A 19,052-nucleotide genomic window follows, 5' to 3' on the forward strand; every position below is an offset into this window, starting at 1 on the left:
GAGGCCATGACGATGATGAACACACCAATTGTTAAATCGCAACACAACTATACAATTTCATATCGTCCAAGCCAAAACTCTCTTTTATGTTATGCATAAGCGCGTAATCAAAAGTTAGCACAGGTATGGACTTACCTGTGCCCTTTTTCGTTTTGACACCTATTCGAAAAATCGGATTGGTGTCTTTTTTATTGGGAAAATTACCGTCCCAATAAACTACGCGATGCTCTATTAGTGTAAAAAACACTTTAGGAGGGCTTTACTATGAAAAATTGTATCCAAAGAAAACTATTAAGAAACGAGCGAACAGACGATGGGTAGCTCATTTATGACTATGAGGAAAGAAGGTTAAAAAATGTTTAGTGTACTTTTTAAATTAAAATGGTTTTTCAAAAAATACCGAAAGCAATATACAATTGCCATCACCCTGCTCATACTTGCCAGTGTAATTGACGTATTGCCTCCATGGATTTTAGGAGAAGCAATCGATGCGATGACAGGTGGCACAATGACCCGTGAACTGTTAACGAAATACATGGTGTTCATCATAGGCGCGGCTTTCATTAGCTATGGACTAAGCTTCGTATGGCAATACCAATTATTCGGTGGTTCCATTACACTGGACCGAATTTTACGTAAACGGCTAATGCAGCAATTTTTAAATATGACGCCGACGTTTTATGAAAAAAATCGTACCGGTGACTTAATGGCCAAAGCGACCAATGATTTAAACTCAGTCACGTTAACGGCTGGTTTCGGAATTATGACGCTCATTGATTCCACTGTTTATATGGGGCTTATTATTTTAGCAATGGGCTTCTTTATTTCTTGGAAGCTTACATTTTTCGCTATGTTACCCATTCCGATTATGGCATTCCTCATTCAATATTTAGGGAAAATCGTACATGAGCGTTATATGACTGCGCAACATGCATTCGGTGACATGAACGATAATGTTCTTGAATCTGTTGCAGGTACACGCGTTATTCGTGCTTACGTTCAAGAAAAAAAGGATGAGCAACGTTTCGCAGATATGAGTGAAGATGTTTTCAATAAAAACATGCACGTTTCTTATATTAACGCGCTATTTATGCCGATCACGAAAATTGGAACCGGCATTTGCTATGTCATTGCGCTTGGCTACGGGGCTGTGCTCGTTTCTCGCAATGAGCTTTCAGTAGGGCAGCTTGTTTCATTTAACGTGTATTTAGGTTTGGCGGTATGGCCAATGTTCGCAATTGGTGAGTTGATTAACGTCATGCAACAAGGGAGTGCCTCTTTAGACCGTGTGCAAGATACACTTGATTATGAGGCAGATGTTCAAAATCCAGCATCACCAACAGCCTATGCGAAACCAAATTCGATCGGTTTTGATAACTTCACATTCCAATATCCACTGTCTCAGATGAAAAATTTACAGCAAATTTCACTGAACTTGCAAAAAGGGCAAACGCTTGGGATTGTCGGAAAAACAGGTGCAGGTAAAACGACATTCATTCGTCAATTACTACGAGAGTATCCACTTGGTGATGGCAGTATCGTCATTAACGATACGAACCTTGCGAACATGACAAAGGAACAAATTTTAGACTGGATTGGCTATGTGCCACAAGATCATACGTTATTCTCACGTTCAATTCGTGAAAATATTTTGTTTGGTAAAGAAGATGCGACATTCGAGGAAGTGAATGAAGCAATCCGACTTGCTGATTTTGAAAAGGATTTAACAAATTTACCAATGGGCATCGAAACGCTTGTTGGTGAAAAAGGGGTATCTCTTTCTGGCGGACAAAAACAGCGTGTTTCCATCGCTCGCGCCTTAATTAAAGACCCTGAAATTTTAATTTTAGATGATTCATTATCCGCTGTTGATGCGAAAACAGAGTCAAAAATCATTGAAAATATTCAAACAGAGCGCGCTGGTAAAACGACGATTATTTCCACACACCGCCTGTCAGGTATTCAACATGCTGACGAGGTCATTGTGCTAGATGATGGCATGATTGTAGAACGCGGTACACATGAACAGCTCCTTGCTTTAGGTGGTTGGTATAAAGAGCAATTTGATCGCCAGCAGCTAGAGGAGGTGGGCGAATGAGTACATCAAAAAGGCTGTATTTATACGCTTTAAAATTTAAATCACCGATACTCATCGGTTTACTGTTATTAACGATTGCGGTTGTAACGGATATTGCAGGTCCGTTCATTGCGAAATATATTATTGACCACTATATGGAACCAGGTAACTTACAGGCTGAACCGATTATTTGGCTTCTTTCTGTATTCTTCCTGCTTGCTGTTGTAACAGCGGTGTTCCGTTATTTTATGAACATCTACTTACAGCGCGGGGCAAACCGGGTCGTGCAGCAATTGCGCAAAGACGTTTTTGGGCATATTCAAAAGCTCCCAATCGAATACTTTGATAATTTGCCTGCTGGAAAAGTCGTTGCCCGTGTGACAAACGATACAGAGGCAATCCGCAATCTTTATGTAACGGTGCTTTCGCAGTTTGCTACAAGCTTCATTACGATTGCAGGGGTTTATGTAGCACTGTTTATTTTAAATTGGAAAATGGCACTTGTTGCGCTTATTTTCATTCCGATCGTGTATATATGGATGATTTTATACCGTAAATACGCATCTGGGTACAATCATGTCATCCGTACGAAAATTGCAGATATTAACGCAATGATTAATGAATCGATTAATGGCATGACAATTATTCAAGCATTCCGCCGCGAAGATCAGATGACGCAAGAGTTTGATAAGATGAACGATGAACATTACGAATACCATCGTAAATTACTCGTTCTCGACTCGGCTACTTCGCATAACTTAGTAAATTTTTTACGATTAGGAATGTTTGCAGTATTTGTATTTTACTTCGGTACACAATCAATCACGTTACCAGAAGCTGTTTCAGCCGGAACACTTTATGCTTTCGTTGATTACATGACGCGTCTTTTTAACCCAATCACAAACTTGGTCAATCAATTTTCACAGCTTGAACGTTCACTCGTTGCGGGTTCTCGTGTATTTGAATTGTTAGATCAAACAGGAGAAAATGTTAGTGAAGAACGTATCGACCGCTACAAAGGAAATGTTGTATTTGATAACGTATCATTCGCTTATAAAAATGATGAGTACGTATTGAGAAACATTCAATTCGAAGCAAAGCAAGGGGAAACAATTGCACTCGTTGGGCATACAGGTTCGGGGAAAAGTTCGATTATGAATTTATTATTCCGTTTCTATGATCCACAAAAAGGGCGCATCGTTATTGACGGGCAAGACATTACAAAACTTCCTCGCCAAGCAGTTCGCCAGCATATGGGCATCGTTTTACAGGACCCTTACTTATTTACGGGTACGATTGAAACGAATGTGAGCTTAAATGACGAACGCATCTCGCGTGAAACAGTGGAAAAAGCGCTCGCTGCAGTTGGTGGCGATCGGGTTTTAGCAAAATTAGAAAAAGGTATTGATGAACCCGTTATTGAAAAAGGAAGCACACTTTCTTCCGGTCAACGTCAGCTTATTTCATTCGCACGGGCACTAGCCTTTGACCCAGCGATTTTAATTTTGGATGAGGCTACATCGAATATTGACTCTGAAACAGAGGAAATTATCCAGCATGCGATGGAAGTTTTAAAGCAAGGGCGCACAACATTTATCATCGCGCACCGACTTTCTACTATTAAAAATGCCGATAAGATTTTAGTGTTAGACCGCGGTGAAATTGTGGAGCAAGGTTCGCATGATGAGCTTGTAGCATTAGGTGGGAAATATGAGCTGATGTATCGTTTACAATCGGGGGCGCTTTCATAAGAAGCCTAATAAATATTCGGAGGTAATGGCTTTGTTACTATACTTTTGAAATATATCTTCTACCTAATCAATTAAAAATCGGGAGTTGATATATATGATCGTATATAAAAATAATGTTGACGACATTTCACCTACTATGTTGAACGGTTTTTTCGTGGATTGGCCTAACCCTCCAATTCCACAAACGCACTTAAAACTATTGAAAAATAGCAGTAAAGTGGTCATTGCGTTCGATGAAAATACAGATGAAGTAGTTGGGTTTATAACAGCCATTAGTGATAGCGTCCTATCAGCCTATATTCCGTTCCTTGAAGTTTTGCCCGAGCATAAAAACAAAGGCATTGGGAAGGAATTAGTAAAACGTATGTTACAACAACTAGATGATATTTATATGATTGATCTGTGCTGTGATGATGATTTAATCTCTTACTACAAAAACTTTGGCATGATAAAATCAAACGGCATGCTTGTACGGAATTATGAAATGCAGTCTGGGATTACAATGAAATAAATGAACGAAAAAACGCTTGGATTTATCCGAGCGTTTTTATGTGCTAATTTAAGAGATTATTTCCATATTACTTAAGCTGTAATGTCGTAATGCATGTACCGTCTTCGTCAAACGTTGTAATGCCACCTTCTACTTTTTTACCGTCTTGCTCGATTTGAATAATGTATGCTTGATTGCGAGGTAGCCATAAATCGAAGAAACCATTTTCTAATGTTGTAATCTTCTCATCTACAATAACCTCTCCCTTTTCATTTTCAATAAACACATCAAATTCCTGGCTCACTAGCTCCCCTTGGCAGCCTGTTAAGCTATGGTTTGTACATGGATGTGTTTGATTAATGAATGGCGCAATCGACACGAAAAACTCTTCTTCAGGTAAATCGTATGTCGTTGCATTACCATCTTTATCCGTTACGATTAATTGTGTTGATGTAATGGATGCTTGCTCATCTGTTGTTTTGTTTGAGCTATAGCTTTCTACTAATGCTTTAATATCATCTGTTTGTCCTTGTGTTGTTGTAGGTTCTTTCGTTTCAGGTTGTGTTTGAGTCGGTTGTTCTGGAGATTGTCCTCCATCCGTTCCTTTTTCATCACCACATGCTGCAAGAATACCTACTGCTAATAATGCTACTGACAATAATTTAAACTTCATTATAATATCCCCTTTCTAGCCCTATCCCACTCATTGTAAATCAAATTTCTTGGAATTGTTATGTAAAATTGGTGAACTTCCCATAACGAAGAAAACATCTCTTGCACTTGATCCGTCTTTCATATGACGTTCTACTTTTTTATCGGTTCCTCGGAAAATCTCTACTTTTCACTCGAAAAGGATAGGTGGGCATCTTGGAGTGCTTGTCTTAACTTTGGCATTGTTGCAGGCCCAACACCGTGTAATTTTAAAATATCCTTTTCTGAAAACTCGGCTAAGCGTTGTAACGTCGTAATTCCTTCATGCTCTAATGCTCGTCTTGCAGGAGAGGAAAGTATTGCTAAAAATCCTTCTGTTGGTTTTTTCGCCGTTTCACAAACAGGGCATGTCGGGCAGTCACTGCTTTTATAATAAGTATGTCCTTGTGAGCAAGTTCTCATTGTTTTTTCGGATTTCAATATCATAGTCACCTCGATATTTTTACTGTTACAACAATTATATCAAACGTCTGAATAATCGGTTTGAACTACTCCCACCTACGCTATCGCTTAGAGGAGGGAGATTCTTGACTGAAACCCCTTTTAGATGGAGATTCACCGAGCAATCCCCGTAGTCCCTACGGTTTGAAGCCTTAATGCTTCTTGTAGAATATTGATGCTTGCGTTAAGATCTCGGTCATGTTGCGTATGACAGTTTGGACACGTCCATGTTCGGATAGCGAGATTCTTTACGTCTTTATGTTGATAGCCACAATGTGAACAAAGCTGGCTAGAGGCAAATGTTTTACCTACTCGAATCACCTGTTTGCCGTGCCATTGTGCTTTGTACTCGAGCATATGCGCGAATTCTGACCAGCTCACCTCACTAATGGCTTTGGCAAGTTGGGGATTTTTTTGCATCTTACTGACACACAAATCTTCAATTCCAATGATGTCGTGGTTTTTGACAATTTCAGTGGATATTTTGTGTAAGTAATCCTGCCGTGCATTGCGGATTTTCTCATGAATTTTTGCTACTTTTATGCGCTGTTTTTGATAGTTTTTCGCTTCATCTAATGGACAGTTTCGTTTGATGGCCCCCTCTTTTTTACAGGCTAAAATGCGTTGTTCTTCTGCTAATTTTGCCTCTAGCTTACGGAAAAACTGAGGGTTGGCATAGGTTGTACCGTCAGATAACTTTGCGAATTCTTTGAGACCAACATCAATGCCGACGTTTTTCGTTGTTTTTGGGTAGGCTTGGATATCCGTTTCCGCTAAAACTGCGATGAAATACTTACCTGTAGGGTTTCTTCTAATGGTTGCGCTAATGATTTTTCCTGTAATTTCTTTGGATTTTGCGAATTTCACATGACCTAGTTTCGGGAGTTGGATGCGACCTTTGATTATTTTGATATTATCATTCGTCATTTTTGTCGTATAGCTTTGCGTGGGGGTTTTCTTCGATTTAAAACGCGGTGCTTCGTTTTGTTGTTTGAAAAAACGGTCATAGCTATCCGCTAAATGTCGTACCGTTGTTTGAAGGGCAATGCTATCTACTTCTTTTAGCCAGCTTGTTTCCTCTTGTTTTTTTAATGTTGGCAGCATCGCGGAGCATTTTCCATATGACAAACCTTTGCCTGTTTCTTTGTATGCAGCTTGCCACTCCGCTAGACAATAGTTGAAAATATAGCGACAACAGCCAATCGTTTTATTGATTAATGTCGTCTGTTCTTTTGTCGGATAGAGACGGAATTTATACGCTTTATAAGTCAACAATCGGTTCACCTCCATTTCTTACATTCTACCAAATAGAATGTATGTTCTCAAGTGTAAGAAAAAACTTTAGGCTACCGCCTACCGACATTCATCTCCCACTTACTTATTGGGCTATGCCCTACACATTCCTTGAAGTGGAAGTCTTCTGTCGGATAATGATAAAAAAGAGCCCTCTTCACGAAGGCTCCCGCTATTTTATTCGTTTATGCATTCACTACTTCAGATTCACCTGATGTGTTGCGGATCATATAGTCGAATGCGCCAAGTGCTGCCGTAGCTCCAGCACCCATTGAAATAATGATTTGTTTGAAAGCTGCATCTGTACAGTCACCTGCTGCAAAGACACCTGGCATATTTGTTGCACCGTGCTTATCAACAATAATTTCACCATGTGCATTCATTGTAATTGCACCTTGTAAAAATTCTGTGTTTGGTAGTAAACCAATTTGAACGAATAGACCTTCTAGCTCAATATGGCGTTCTTCACCTGAAACATTGTCTAAGTACGTTAGGCCATTTACTTTATTTGTACCTGTAATTTCTTTTGTGAAAGCATTTGTAATAACGGTTACGTTTTTCAAGCTACGTACGCGTTCTTGTAAAACTTTATCTGCTGTAAGTTCTGCAGCACCTTGTAGTAAAGTAACGTGGTTTACAATACCCGCTAAGTCAATTGCTGCTTCAACACCAGAGTTACCGCCACCAACAACCGCGATATTTTTCCCTTTAAAAATAGGACCATCACAGTGTGGACAGTATGCAACACCTTTATTTTTAAACTCTTGCTCACCAGGTACACCAAGCTGACGGTAACGAGCACCCGTAGAAAGGATCACTGTTTTCCCTTTTAATACCGCGCCATTTTCTAGCGTAACTTCTACAAAATCTTTTTTCTCGATTTTCGCTGCACGTTGAGCTTTCATTACATCAATCTCATAATCAGCAACATGAGATTCTAAACTCGCCACAAATTTCGGACCTTCTGTTGCATTCGTTCCGATAATGTTTTCAATTGATAATGTATCATTTACTTGTCCACCGAAGCGCTCTGCTACGATACCTGTGCGAATGCCTTTACGCGCAGAGTAAATTGCCGCTGCTGCACCTGCAGGACCACCACCAACAACTAATACTTCAAATGGTTCAACATTTTCAAATTCAGAGCCATCTGACTTACTGCCGATTAGGTTTAAAATATCTTCAATGTCCATACGACCACCTGCAAAGTTTTTACCATTTGCAAATACAGTTGGTACAGCCATAACATCACGCTCTGTTACTTCATGTTGGAAAGCGCCACCTTCAATCATGACATGCGAAATATTCGGGTTTAATACCGCCATAATATTTAAAGCTTGTACAACATCTGGACAGTTGTGGCAAGTTAAACTAACGAATGATTCAAAATGGATTGGCTCTTTAATCGCTTGTACACGTTTAATAACTGACTCGTCTACTTTCGGCGCACGGCCTGAAACTTGTAGTAATGCTAATACTAATGACGTAAATTCATGACCAAGTGGTAAACCTGCAAATGCAATACCTGAATCTGCTTCACCTTTTTTATTTACACTAAAACTTGGTGTGCGTTCTAAAATTGTATGCTCAAGTGTAATGCGTGGAGACATTTTCTCAATTTCCGTTACTAATTCAAGTAAATCCTTTGAAACTTTATCATCGCCCGCACTTACTTTTAATACTAAGTCACCTTCAAGCATCGTTAAATATTGTTGTAATTGTGCTTTAATTTGATTATCTAACATCTTTTCGCTGCTGCATGATTCCTACCGATTGTTTTATTTTCTTGCCCCCTTCAATCGGACAACGTAAAAAAATCTGGTCATACCTCACTCTCTATACAGTCAGCTTTCCACCTCATTTCCTTTTAATAAAGGTAGAGAGTATTACCTTAAAACAGCCTTATTGTTATGAATTAAAATGGTTTACCTCGCACAATATAATACAAGGTTCTATCCAGTTAAAAACAGAGCGACAAAAATCAATCACAGTGATTGCTCTTTGCCGCCTGCCTTGTTTGTAGCGAATGTACTGCTACATACTATATTTCCTTAGCGAAAGATCTTAGATTTTACCTACTAAGTCTAAGCTTGGAGTTAATGTTGCGCTTCCTTCTTCCCATTTAGCCGGGCAAACTTCACCTGGATTATTGCGAACGTATTGAGCTGCTTTAATTTTGTTTACTAAAGTTGAAGCATCACGGCCAATACCACCTGCGTTGATTTCTACTGCTTGAACAACGCCATCTGGATCGATGATGAATGTACCGCGCTCAGCTAAGCCGTCTTCTTCGTTTAATACGTCGAAGCCTTTAGAAATTGTGTGAGATGGGTCACCAATCATGATATATTCAATAGTACCGATTACATCAGAAGTGTCATGCCATGCTTTATGTGTGAAGTGTGTATCAGTAGAAACTGAGTATACTTCAACGCCTAAAGATTTTAATGTAGCGTATTCGTTTTGTAAGTCGCCTAATTCAGTTGGGCAAACGAATGTGAAGTCTGCTGGATAGAAGCATACTACTGACCATTGTCCTTTGAAGTTTTCTGAAGATACGTCGATGAATTCACCTTTTTGGAAAGCCTTTGCTGAGAATTCTTGAATTTCTTTACCGATTAAAGCCATGTGTAATTTCCTCCTAGTAGTAAATAAAATTTTCATATTTATAATTATTATAAAATAATTATCATTACTATTAACGATTATCTTATATTATCTAATATTCGTCAACCATCAGCGTTTAAATCACTTAAATCCTTGATTATATAAGGATAAACTGTGACAATAACACTTTTTTTATACACACCTCTAATTGAGAATACTACATCCAAATTCTAAATATACAATAATATTCTACAAAAGGTTAAATTATCGTAACAAAACACCACTTCTTGTTTACGCGCGTTAAATCTCTTCCTTTTCAATTATTTGCTCAATAAAAAAAGGATTGATCTATATGAAATAGAACGAATCCCTTTTTTATTTATTTCATTCTCACTTACAGCTAGTGTGCTTGAAAATAGGTTCTTATCTTAAAACGCGTGCTCTAGTTCTTCTGTATGGCTTACTAATGCGTCAAGCAGTCCATTTAAACGTTGAACGGATAACGATACCCCTTCAATCATCGATAATAGCTCTTCACTATTTGCAGCATTTGATTGGATGCTCGTATATAGCGATTTGAAGATTCTATTCTCATCTTGCCCCGAGAGCTCCAAATCTTCTACTAGCTTATCTAATGCTGTAATTTTATGACGAGATAATTCCGTACTATCAATCAATTGCTCGATTAAATACCGCGCATCGGTCATTTCAACTTTGCTCGATTCAATCGTCGTAATTTGCTGATCATTACTCGTTTTTGCTAACCCGATTTCCTGCTGAAGTTCTAATAAAATGCCACTAATTTTCCTAGTAGCAACCGCACTTTGTTCTGCTAATTTACGTACCTCATCCGCAACAACCGCAAATCCCTTCCCTTGTTCCCCTGCCCTTGCTGCCTCGATGGAAGCATTCAACGCTAATAGGTTCGTATTATTTGCGATGTTTTCAATCAGTTGGATAATGTCGCCAATTTGGGCTGAGTTATCAAGCAAGCCGTTCATACGATCGCCATTATAATGTACTTCTTCAGCCATCGTATCAATCGTTTTCGACAACAGTTCCATTCCCTTAATACTATGTAATGTTGCAGATTTTGTATCATGGGAGAATTTTGCAAGCTCCTCTGTCTGACCTAATACTTGCTGTAACATAATCGCTTTGTTTTCAATATTTTGTTCTGCCTGCATTACCTGTTCTGCCTGCTGCTGGGTATTGTATGCAGTAGAGCGAACGGCCGCTGTTACTTCATATAATGTTTCCGTTGTCGTGTGCATTTCAGATGAATATTCACCTTGTGCCTGTGAAACGGCTTGTGTATTGTCATGTACAGAAGTTAAAATCGTTTTGTAATGTTGTTTTACCTCTTCAATTGCGCTTTGTATCTCTTTTAATTCGGCTTCCTTCACTTCACTTATTTCGTCGTTCGTGCCAAGTTCACGCAAATTTTTCGCAAACAGTCCAAGTGGCTTCAATTGTTTTGTAATAACACCAGATAAAATAGCAAGCAACACAATCATAATGACAATACTAATTAGGATTGTTTGAATGATCGAGCTACTAATCGCTGCACTGATTTCTTTTAAGGAATCACTCGTGTAATTTGTCGATGCAAAATATGGCTGTGTATCAATCGATGCATAAAGCGCATAGCGCACCTCGCCATCATAATAAACTGGCGCATACACTTCTGCAATATTGCCATCCATTTTCACTGATGCTTCTTTCCCTGAAAAAATAGCTGCGACTTCTTCATCCGTTGTTACTTTTCCCTTTTCAAACGTTGATTTCGCACCCGATACATTATTTTCAGTTAATACAAGAGAACTGTTATCAAATAAATTCAGGCTTTGTAACCCATAATCTTGCTCAAAAAACGTTGTTAACATATCTTCAACGCCATCCACCGCTAGAGATGATTGCACAATGCCTTTCCCGTTTGCCCGTGGAATCGCTGTAAATTTAAAAATTTCGCCTGTTTCTACTTTTATCTTCATTGCGGATGGGAGCTCCGTTGTCTCACCCGTCATGAGCATACGGTAGCCATCCCAAATATCATACAAACTTAAACCAGGTGCTCCTGCTTCAGTTGAAAGTGTGAAAACACCGTCAGTACCTGCAATATAATAGTCACCCATACCAGTTGTCGTTTTTAGTTGTTCTAATTGTGCTAATGAAACGTCATTATTTCGATCCATTTCTTGTAAAATTAATGCAGCATGAAACATCGTGCGGTCAATTTCCTTTTCCATCGTAATAACTTGCTCACCAATGAGTGAGGTTAAACGTTGTAAATCCTTTTTCACCGTCTCTGTTGCCTGCTCAGTAAGTGATTCCGTTGTTTCTTTTGACTGCTTATTTAAACTATTTTTTTCGATAAATAAGATTGTTCCTGCTGTGCCCCCTAGAACAATCGCAAATAAAATAAAAAAACCAATTATTTTTAACTTAATAGACAAACTTCACCCTCCTCTACTTTATAAAAATTAACGGTGCCTATCCATATGTATAACTTTGTGCCAATTTACAAAGTTCGCCTAAATTTGTCGTATCGATGGTACTACAGCTAACCGATTTGTATGATGCAGTACTCCGATTATGTTTATCACTTCAATAAAAGCATAGCAGTAACTTACAGAATTTTCTATGTACTTATTGTGAAGTTTTCCCTTCATAAGTATGGAGATTTAAGGAATTTTTGCTTAAAGTGAAAGACAATTAAAGTATATTTTTACGATTTTTTTGACTTCCTATATTTCATCAATAAAAAAACACTTGTAATTGCTATAGAAACGCTGATTTAACAACATTCCAACAACTATACAAATGTTTTCCTTCTATTATATGAATCATTTTGATCCCCCCTTTCCAAAAAGATATTATAAATAGGAAAGGTTAAAACTGGGTTAAAAACTAGTAAATTTATTGTTATCATTTTTTGTCCGATAACTGGTTAAACTTATTTACTTTTCCATTCACTCGCCAACATACCATATACGACATGATCGACATATTGATCATACAGCCATTCTGCATTTCGGATACAGCCCTCATTTACATAACCTAAACGTTCGGGAATACTTCGGCTTTTACGATTACCTTGTGCCGCGCGAATTTCAACTTTATTCAATTTCAACTCAGTAAATGCATACTCCGTTAACGCTTTCGCAACACGTGTCATAATGCCATGTCCTTGATAGGACTCCCCTAACCAATAGCCGATATACGCTGTATGATTTGACCAGTTAACATCATTAAATCCAGCGATACCAACGATTTCACCTTTATAGACAATCGCCGTGTTTAACCCTTTATTATCCGCAAAAATTTGAAGCGTGAACTTAATGTAGTTTTCCGTATCTTGTACTGTTTTCGTTGTATCTAGCCATGGTAGCCACTGTTTTAAATAAGTGCGTGATCCATCCGTTAATTCAAAAACCCTCGGTGCATCCTGAATGGTTACGAGCTTTAATGCAAGCTCCTCATCTATTTGATATGTAAACATCCAAATCCCTCCTTTTATAATTTGAAAGAAATTGTAACATATTCTTCCACTATTATTCTATTAATTTAGAATTTTCTTTCATAACTATACATATAAACAAATTATTAGCGCATTACTCCAAAGAAAAATCAATGAATCTACTCATACTTTCACTTGTAACGGGTATAGAAATTCAGGAGGGTTGCAAATGAAAAAAGTCATGCTAGGGCTAAGTGTATTAAGTAGTGCTGCTTGCTATACCGTATTACCAACTATTTTCACTCGGACCTTTTCAAAAAGAATTGTGAAAAACACAGCACAAAAAGGCCTATTATTGACGTTTGATGATGGCCCTAATCCACAATATACACCGCAATTATTACATTTACTGAAAAAGTATAAAGTCTGCGCGGTATTTTTTGTTGTGGCAAAAAAAGCATTACAACATCCAGAGCTCATTAAACGCATGCAGGCAGAAGGACATGTTATTGGCATCCATCACTATACGCATCAATCAAGCTTTGTCATGACACCAGCTAAGCTAAAAAGACAATTATTAAAGAGCAAACAAATTCTTGAAAGCATTACAAACGAGCCTGTCACACTTTATCGTCCTCCTTGGGGGCATTTCAATGCGGCGACACTCAAAATCGCAAAAGACTTTCAAATTATGATGTGGACTTCTATTTTCGGAGATTGGAAAGTGCAAACGTGTAAAACTTCATTACTTCAGCAACTTCATCAAGCAAGGTGTGACGGTGCGATTTATGTTTTACATGACTGCGGGCAAACTTTCGGAGCGGATCATGACGCACCCGAACATATGCTACAAACATTGCATCACTTTTTAGAGCAAGCTACGCGAGAAGGACAAGTTTTTACAAATCCGCATGATTGGACGAAGCAATATGTTCACAGTTGATAATGTACTAAACCTTATACAGCAGTACGGGGCAATTATTATCTTTATTTGTTTGTTTTTCGGAATTGTTGGCATCCCTGCACCTGAAGAAACACTGCTATTCATTATTGGAATTTTCATTCACTCGCAAAAATTGAATGGGGTGACCTCGGTGATGAGCGCCATTTTAGGAGCATTTATCGGCATGACTGTTGCATACGGCATCGGGCATTATGCAGGGGCACCCGTATTTCAAAAAGTAGTCAAGCGGCTAAAACTCAACAATTCTCAAGTACAAGCCTGGCAAGAAAAATATCAAAGCAATTATAGAAGAGCATTAATCGTTGGCTTTTTTATTCCTGGAGCGAGGCAAATGAACCCTTATATTGCAGGGTTATCTCATATTCCTTTACTTCCCTTTTTACTTTATAGCTTCATCGGGACACTCATTTGGACAGTACCATTTATTGCATTAGGCTACTTGTCCGGCAACCTGTTTCATATCCCATATAAATATTTACCGCTTATCGGACTTGGGATTGCGCTACTGTTCGGACTTTACTATCTCCTTAAAAAGAAATAACTACTTCATAAAAGGACGTGAAAGAAATGATTCTAATCTTACCCTTTATGCAAATGAAATCTGGGCATCACCTGGTGGCAGACGCATTAGAAGCGCATATTCGTCAGCAAGACCCTCAAGTTAGCGTAGAAAAAGTTGATATTTTCCATCACACATGGCCAAGGTTAGAACGCGTTGTTTCTAAATGTTATTTAACATGGATTCAGCAATATCCTAAATCCTACAGTCGTTTTTATAAAGAAAATTTTAATGCGAAGGACTATCAAGTTCGGTTATTTCAGCCATTTGAATATATGATGGAGCAGGCACTAGAGCAAATTATTTTGGAGAAACAACCAGAGGCAATCATTTGTACACATAGCTTTCCATCACATGCTGCTAGTCGTCTTAAGCAGGCTGGAAAAATTCAAGTTCCAATTATTAATGCCTATACAGATTTCTTTACTAGTGGTGTTTGGGCAAAAGATGGTGTGGATTTACATTTAGCACCTTCAAAATTTGTAGCCACACATTTAATGGAGCAATTTTTTGTGGCGGAAGAAAAAATCGTTATTTCAGGCATTCCCATTCACCCAGAAATTCAGCCTGTTACTAACCGGCAATTAAAACATCCCCCGCATATTTTAATTGCCGGTGGGAATTGTGGGTTAGGCAATATTAAATCACTCGTCAATCAATGTCTCGGGCTAAGCAATATTCACTTTTCTGTACTATGCGGCAACAACAAAAGATTATTACAGGAACTTCAAAATCTTTCGCTACCTAACGTAACACCGCTCCCTTATATTGCGAGCCGCGCACAGATGAATGCTCTTTATGATCAGGTGGATGCCATTATTTCAAAGCCAGGTGGTGTTACAGTAGCAGAAGCGCTTTCGAAAAAAATCCCGATTTTCATCGAGTCTGTATTACCTGGTCAGGAACAGATTAATATGGATTACTTACTTCCTGCACAGCTCGTTTTTCAAACTACCGACTGTGCTCATTCTTTATTGGAGGTATATAGCACTTTGAAAAACGAAATGGAAATGGATAAATTCAAGCGGGCTATTCAAATGTATGAGCAAGATTTGGATTTGCAAGTGGGGGAATTGATTCACAAAATACTTGGGCATTTACCACATGCAAAACAACCTTATCCATACGAGCCTTTCAATCGTCTAGCTTTGCTTTCATAATGAATGTAAAAAAAGACCTGAATTCGAATGTTTCCGAACTCAGGTCTTTCTCATCATTAGTTTGTAAAAGATAATACGGCATTTTTATATTTCTCTAACGTTTGAGCCGCCTCGTTTTTGTTTGTGTATTCGAACATACGAATATCATTTTGATTATTAAATACTGTTACTACCCACATGTGTATTCTCTCCTTTTAGTTTGTATATGATAATACTGCGTTTGTATATTTCGCTAATTCTTGTGCTGCCTCATTTTTGCTTGTGTATTCGAACATACGAATATCGTTTTGATTATTAAATACTGTTACTACCCACATCATTCATTTCTCCTTTAAAATGTATTTTGTGTACTATAACAATCATTCATTTCCAATACCTTTTGAAAGTTGTTGTATAACATACTTCCTGATTCCTATTCTACTCCGATTTTAATAAAATGAAAGCCCTTTGTTCAGCTTTTCACAATGTATTCATAATTATGGCGCTTTCTTTGAACACTTTGTGACATCAGTGTTATCAAGGTATAAAGCGCATTTTTAGTAAAATAGTTCCCGAACGAGCAAGTCTTGTTGTAGTACAGAATACGCTGTATTTTAGTGATTTAGTACAGTGGGATTTTATGTCCTGTCCAACTTAAATTACAAATTAAAAACAAAAAACCACATCAAATTTTTACACTTGATGTGGTGATTCGTATTCTAATCTTTAGTTCGCCTTACGATTTAAAAAGCTTACGGCTGTATTCGTCCATCTTTCTACTTGCGCTTGCTTTTCTTCATCATTTTGAAATTGCTTCACAATAGCTGTCGTTGCCTTTTGCGAAGAATCATTTAACACATTCAATGCCGTGCCTACATCTTTTACTGATTGGACAACGGTTTGAAACGATTGCTTTTTATAATCTAGATCCGTTTTCATTTTATCCACCGTTGCAGTCAGTGCCGTTGTTTGCGTTTGAATTCCTTCTAGTTGCTTTTGAATACCTTGCATATGCGCTAAAATAACGGTAATTACATTTTTTAATGGAAAAATAACAACAGCGATGCATCCTACAAATATAACGACTGCTAAAATTAGAATAATGACTGCCGCTAGTAACCATATATTCATCAAAACGCCTCCATACAGTTTGTATTTTCCTTTATCTTATTACATTTACCCTGCAACTTGCTAATTTATTCACATACAAACCATTTATAAATAGCGACGCGCGCCTGAATAATTACGTTGGTAAGCGCCTTGGTTCATTGATTCAATTTTTACTTTAGATGCATAATGCGGTGCGTGCAACATTTGACCGTTGCCTAAATACATCCCCACATGATACACCTTACCTTTACCTCCATTATATGCGAAGAATACAAAGTCACCTGGCTTCAAATCTTTTTTCGCCACTGGTGTTCCTTTTGTTGCCTGGTAAAATGAATCACGAGGTATCATTATGCCGTGCGTACGCATAACTGCATATAAAATTCCCGAACAATCATACCCCCATGAAGATGTACCTGCCCATAAATACGGTAAGTCCATAAAGCGTTTTGCTTCCTTAATAATTGTCTCTACTGACGGCTTTGGCACATCACTATAATTTTGGAATGATTTCGCATCAGTTTTCTTTAATAGTTTGATCCCTTTACTCGGTGTTTGTACGAAATAGTAATCTTTATCTTCTTTTATAACAGGTAAAATTGTTGCATAACTAATCTCTAAATGCTTCGTGGCATCTGAATTATATAATGGCGCTTTTTTAGCAGTCACAATGGCAATCGCACAATCATCATAGTTCATCTTTGTTGAAGCGAGATGTGATTTCGAAACCCAACCTGGATAGCCTTCTTTTTGATAAGGGACATACTGGTCATTCGCTGCAACACGCATCCAGTTGCCTTGCGTTTCTAGTACTGTTACTTCATCTCCGTACAATGCTTGCGTATCTGTACGATCAACTAGCCATTTTTTTTGCGCTAATGACATCGAAGAAATCCATTTCTGCATTTCAACCGGATTTGTAGTCGATGGCGTGTCTACTGCGCGAGATTTATTGCGGTGTTTCCATAAATTCGTTACTGCTACATCCACTTTATATGTAGTTGTATCTGTTTCACGCGCACAACTTAATTGCTCTTGTGGCTTTTCAGTTACGATAGGCTCTTGTGGTTGTTGTGGGTCCTGAACTACAGGTTTTTCAAGTCGGAATGATGGATCTAAAACGCGCGCCATAAATACCGCAAAGCTCCCACGTGTTAACGATGCCTCTGGATGGAACTTCCCATCTTCAAAGCCGATCGTGATTTGATTGGCAATTAAAATATTAATTGAAGCTGCTGCCCAATGTGTGGCTGGCACATCTGGGAAACTACTATCCTCAACCGCTCCTGTTAAGGGAAACGCTTGAACTAAAATTGCCGCAGTCTGTGCACGCGTTAAATTTTGATCTGGATTAAACTGACCGTTATTCCCTGTCATAGCCCCATACTCTGTTATTGCTGCAATAATCGGCATTCGCGGATCATCTGCCGCAACATCTGAATAGGTAGGAATCGGACTTAATTCGGTATCTAATTGCAATGCTCGTACAAGCATTTCTGCCGCCTCATAGCGTGTAATCGTATCTTTTATGCGAAAAGCCCCCGTCGGCTCCGCATCAATAATACCGTATGAAATTAAAAAATCTAACTCAGCCTTTTGTTGCGAACTATCTGGAACATCTGTAAATAGTTGCGCTTGCACAGTAGCCATAGCCCCTGTAAAAAATAAACATAATGCAAAGATTGGAACTAACAACTTACGAATCATTTTTTCTCCCCCACTAAGCAATTTTCTAGATGCTTTTAATCGTTTGAATATACTAATATTCCTATACCATTATACAAATTATTGGGAATAAGGGGGGGTATTTTAAGTATTTTTTCAATATCACCATATGCATTAATTGTTTACCATTTTCAAAAATAGGTTGATCATAATTTTCAAGGAAGAAGTTTTCGATTTGATGAGAAATGACAAAGCCACATGATTCATAAAATGGAATTGTCAAAGGGCTGTCCCCTGTTCCAACAAGCATTGTATGCCCTTTATGTTGATAATGAGAGAACATCTCTTGAATCATTTTTCTGCCATAGCCTTTTCTTTGATGCAAAGGGTCAGTAGCAAGATTTTTAATTTCAAAAAGACCGTCCCCTTCATCTGTTACAACACATACAGCTTTTACACCATCCTCTTCTAAAACATACATCTCCCCTCTCTCTAAATAACGATCAATCATACTTTCTTGCTCATCTGCTAATAGCAATAATTCTAGAAACTGCTTTTTATTTTGTGTAATTTGTTTTATTTTCATAGTTTTAGCTCCTTATTTATGTTTATCTACAATATTATAAGTAATAATACGTCCTAGCAAAGTAGAGAATGTTTGCAATAAAAAATTAATAGATTTAAGTGTTTTTATAATAATAATCTATTGCAACTATTCGATTGCTGTTATATACTATCGAAGTTAAGTCGAACATTAACAACTATATCAAATCAAATCGTTCGTG

At 38.0% G+C, this 19,052-nt stretch carries 18 protein-coding genes; 6 read left to right on the top strand and 12 right to left on the bottom strand.

All coding sequences use genetic code 11. From position 1 onward, the window contains the following. The first annotated feature begins 355 nt into the window (after window positions 1-355). From MHI10_RS20085 to MHI10_RS20095, 3 genes are all read left to right on the top strand, one after another. Window positions 356-2,098 carry an ABC transporter ATP-binding protein gene (locus tag MHI10_RS20085; protein WP_340788657.1) on the top strand — a complete coding sequence of 581 codons (1,743 nt, stop codon included), beginning with the start codon at window positions 356-358 and terminating at the stop codon, window positions 2,096-2,098. Then, the gene (locus MHI10_RS20090; protein WP_340788658.1) at window positions 2,095-3,828 is read left to right on the top strand and encodes an ABC transporter ATP-binding protein; all 1,734 of its coding nucleotides are present in this window, start codon (window positions 2,095-2,097) and stop codon (window positions 3,826-3,828) included. The genes MHI10_RS20085 and MHI10_RS20090 overlap by 4 nt, the downstream gene beginning before the upstream one ends. 97 nt (window positions 3,829-3,925) lie before the next feature. Beyond that, window positions 3,926-4,339 carry a GNAT family N-acetyltransferase gene (locus MHI10_RS20095; protein ID WP_340789302.1) on the top strand — a complete coding sequence of 138 codons (414 nt, stop codon included), beginning with the start codon at window positions 3,926-3,928 and terminating at the stop codon, window positions 4,337-4,339. 67 nt (window positions 4,340-4,406) lie between these two features. On the opposite strand, the gene MHI10_RS20100 is transcribed toward MHI10_RS20095, so the two are convergent. From MHI10_RS20100 to MHI10_RS20130, 7 genes are all read right to left on the bottom strand, one after another. Beyond that, complete coding sequence (locus tag MHI10_RS20100; RefSeq protein WP_340788661.1) at window positions 4,407-4,991, bottom strand: CueP family metal-binding protein; 585 nt, start codon at window positions 4,989-4,991, stop codon at window positions 4,407-4,409. Between the two features lie 161 nt (window positions 4,992-5,152). Next, the gene (locus MHI10_RS20105; RefSeq protein ID WP_340788663.1) at window positions 5,153-5,449 is read right to left on the bottom strand and encodes an RNA polymerase alpha subunit C-terminal domain-containing protein; all 297 of its coding nucleotides are present in this window, start codon (window positions 5,447-5,449) and stop codon (window positions 5,153-5,155) included. A gap of 135 nt (window positions 5,450-5,584) precedes the next feature. Next, the gene (gene tnpB / locus MHI10_RS20110; RefSeq protein WP_340788665.1) at window positions 5,585-6,760 is read right to left on the bottom strand and encodes an IS200/IS605 family element RNA-guided endonuclease TnpB; all 1,176 of its coding nucleotides are present in this window, start codon (window positions 6,758-6,760) and stop codon (window positions 5,585-5,587) included. A gap of 188 nt (window positions 6,761-6,948) precedes the next feature. Continuing rightward, window positions 6,949-8,508: an alkyl hydroperoxide reductase subunit F gene (gene ahpF, locus MHI10_RS20115; protein ID WP_340788666.1), complete on the bottom strand. Its 1,560-nt coding sequence runs from the start codon at window positions 8,506-8,508 to the stop codon at window positions 6,949-6,951. A 319-nt stretch (window positions 8,509-8,827) separates the two neighbouring features. Then, a complete protein-coding gene (gene ahpC / locus MHI10_RS20120) occupies window positions 8,828-9,391 on the bottom strand; it encodes an alkyl hydroperoxide reductase subunit C (protein WP_057986083.1) in 564 nt (187 codons plus the stop codon). A 407-nt stretch (window positions 9,392-9,798) separates the two neighbouring features. Beyond that, a complete protein-coding gene (locus MHI10_RS20125; RefSeq protein WP_340788670.1) occupies window positions 9,799-11,826 on the bottom strand; it encodes a methyl-accepting chemotaxis protein in 2,028 nt (675 codons plus the stop codon). A gap of 500 nt (window positions 11,827-12,326) precedes the next feature. Further along, window positions 12,327-12,872, bottom strand: coding sequence for a GNAT family N-acetyltransferase (locus MHI10_RS20130; RefSeq protein WP_340788671.1), 546 nt, complete (start codon window positions 12,870-12,872; stop codon window positions 12,327-12,329). 187 nt (window positions 12,873-13,059) lie between these two features. Between MHI10_RS20130 and MHI10_RS20135 the strand changes: the two genes are divergently transcribed. From MHI10_RS20135 to MHI10_RS20145, 3 genes are read left to right on the top strand one after another with little or no spacing between them, the layout of a single operon-like run. Further along, window positions 13,060-13,773: a polysaccharide deacetylase family protein gene (locus MHI10_RS20135; RefSeq protein ID WP_340788672.1), complete on the top strand. Its 714-nt coding sequence runs from the start codon at window positions 13,060-13,062 to the stop codon at window positions 13,771-13,773. Continuing rightward, window positions 13,760-14,335: a DedA family protein gene (locus MHI10_RS20140; protein ID WP_340788673.1), complete on the top strand. Its 576-nt coding sequence runs from the start codon at window positions 13,760-13,762 to the stop codon at window positions 14,333-14,335. The genes MHI10_RS20135 and MHI10_RS20140 overlap by 14 nt, the downstream gene beginning before the upstream one ends. A gap of 26 nt (window positions 14,336-14,361) precedes the next feature. Further along, on the top strand, window positions 14,362-15,513 hold the full coding sequence (locus tag MHI10_RS20145) for an MGDG synthase family glycosyltransferase (RefSeq protein ID WP_340788675.1): 1,152 nt from the start codon (window positions 14,362-14,364) through the stop codon (window positions 15,511-15,513). A gap of 56 nt (window positions 15,514-15,569) precedes the next feature. On the opposite strand, the gene MHI10_RS20150 is transcribed toward MHI10_RS20145, so the two are convergent. The 5 genes from MHI10_RS20150 to MHI10_RS20170 all read right to left on the bottom strand — a co-directional run bounded on the left by MHI10_RS20150 (window position 15,570) and on the right by MHI10_RS20170 (window position 18,853). Continuing rightward, a complete protein-coding gene (locus MHI10_RS20150) occupies window positions 15,570-15,692 on the bottom strand; it encodes a hypothetical protein (RefSeq protein WP_340788678.1) in 123 nt (40 codons plus the stop codon). A 15-nt stretch (window positions 15,693-15,707) separates the two neighbouring features. Further along, a complete protein-coding gene (locus MHI10_RS20155) occupies window positions 15,708-15,830 on the bottom strand; it encodes a hypothetical protein (RefSeq protein ID WP_269084208.1) in 123 nt (40 codons plus the stop codon). Between the two features lie 388 nt (window positions 15,831-16,218). Continuing rightward, window positions 16,219-16,623, bottom strand: a complete 405-nt coding sequence (locus tag MHI10_RS20160) for a DUF948 domain-containing protein (protein WP_340788682.1) — start codon at window positions 16,621-16,623, stop codon at window positions 16,219-16,221. Between the two features lie 84 nt (window positions 16,624-16,707). Next, window positions 16,708-18,309, bottom strand: coding sequence for an NlpC/P60 family protein (locus tag MHI10_RS20165; protein WP_340788683.1), 1,602 nt, complete (start codon window positions 18,307-18,309; stop codon window positions 16,708-16,710). 61 nt (window positions 18,310-18,370) lie between these two features. Then, entirely contained in the window at window positions 18,371-18,853 is a 483-nt protein-coding gene (locus tag MHI10_RS20170) for a GNAT family N-acetyltransferase (RefSeq protein ID WP_340788685.1), read from the bottom strand. Window positions 18,854-19,052 lie beyond the last annotated feature (199 nt).

Origin of the sequence: Solibacillus sp. FSL K6-1523 (assembly GCF_038005225.1) — a bacterium.
GTDB lineage: Bacteria > Bacillota > Bacilli > Bacillales_A > Planococcaceae > Solibacillus.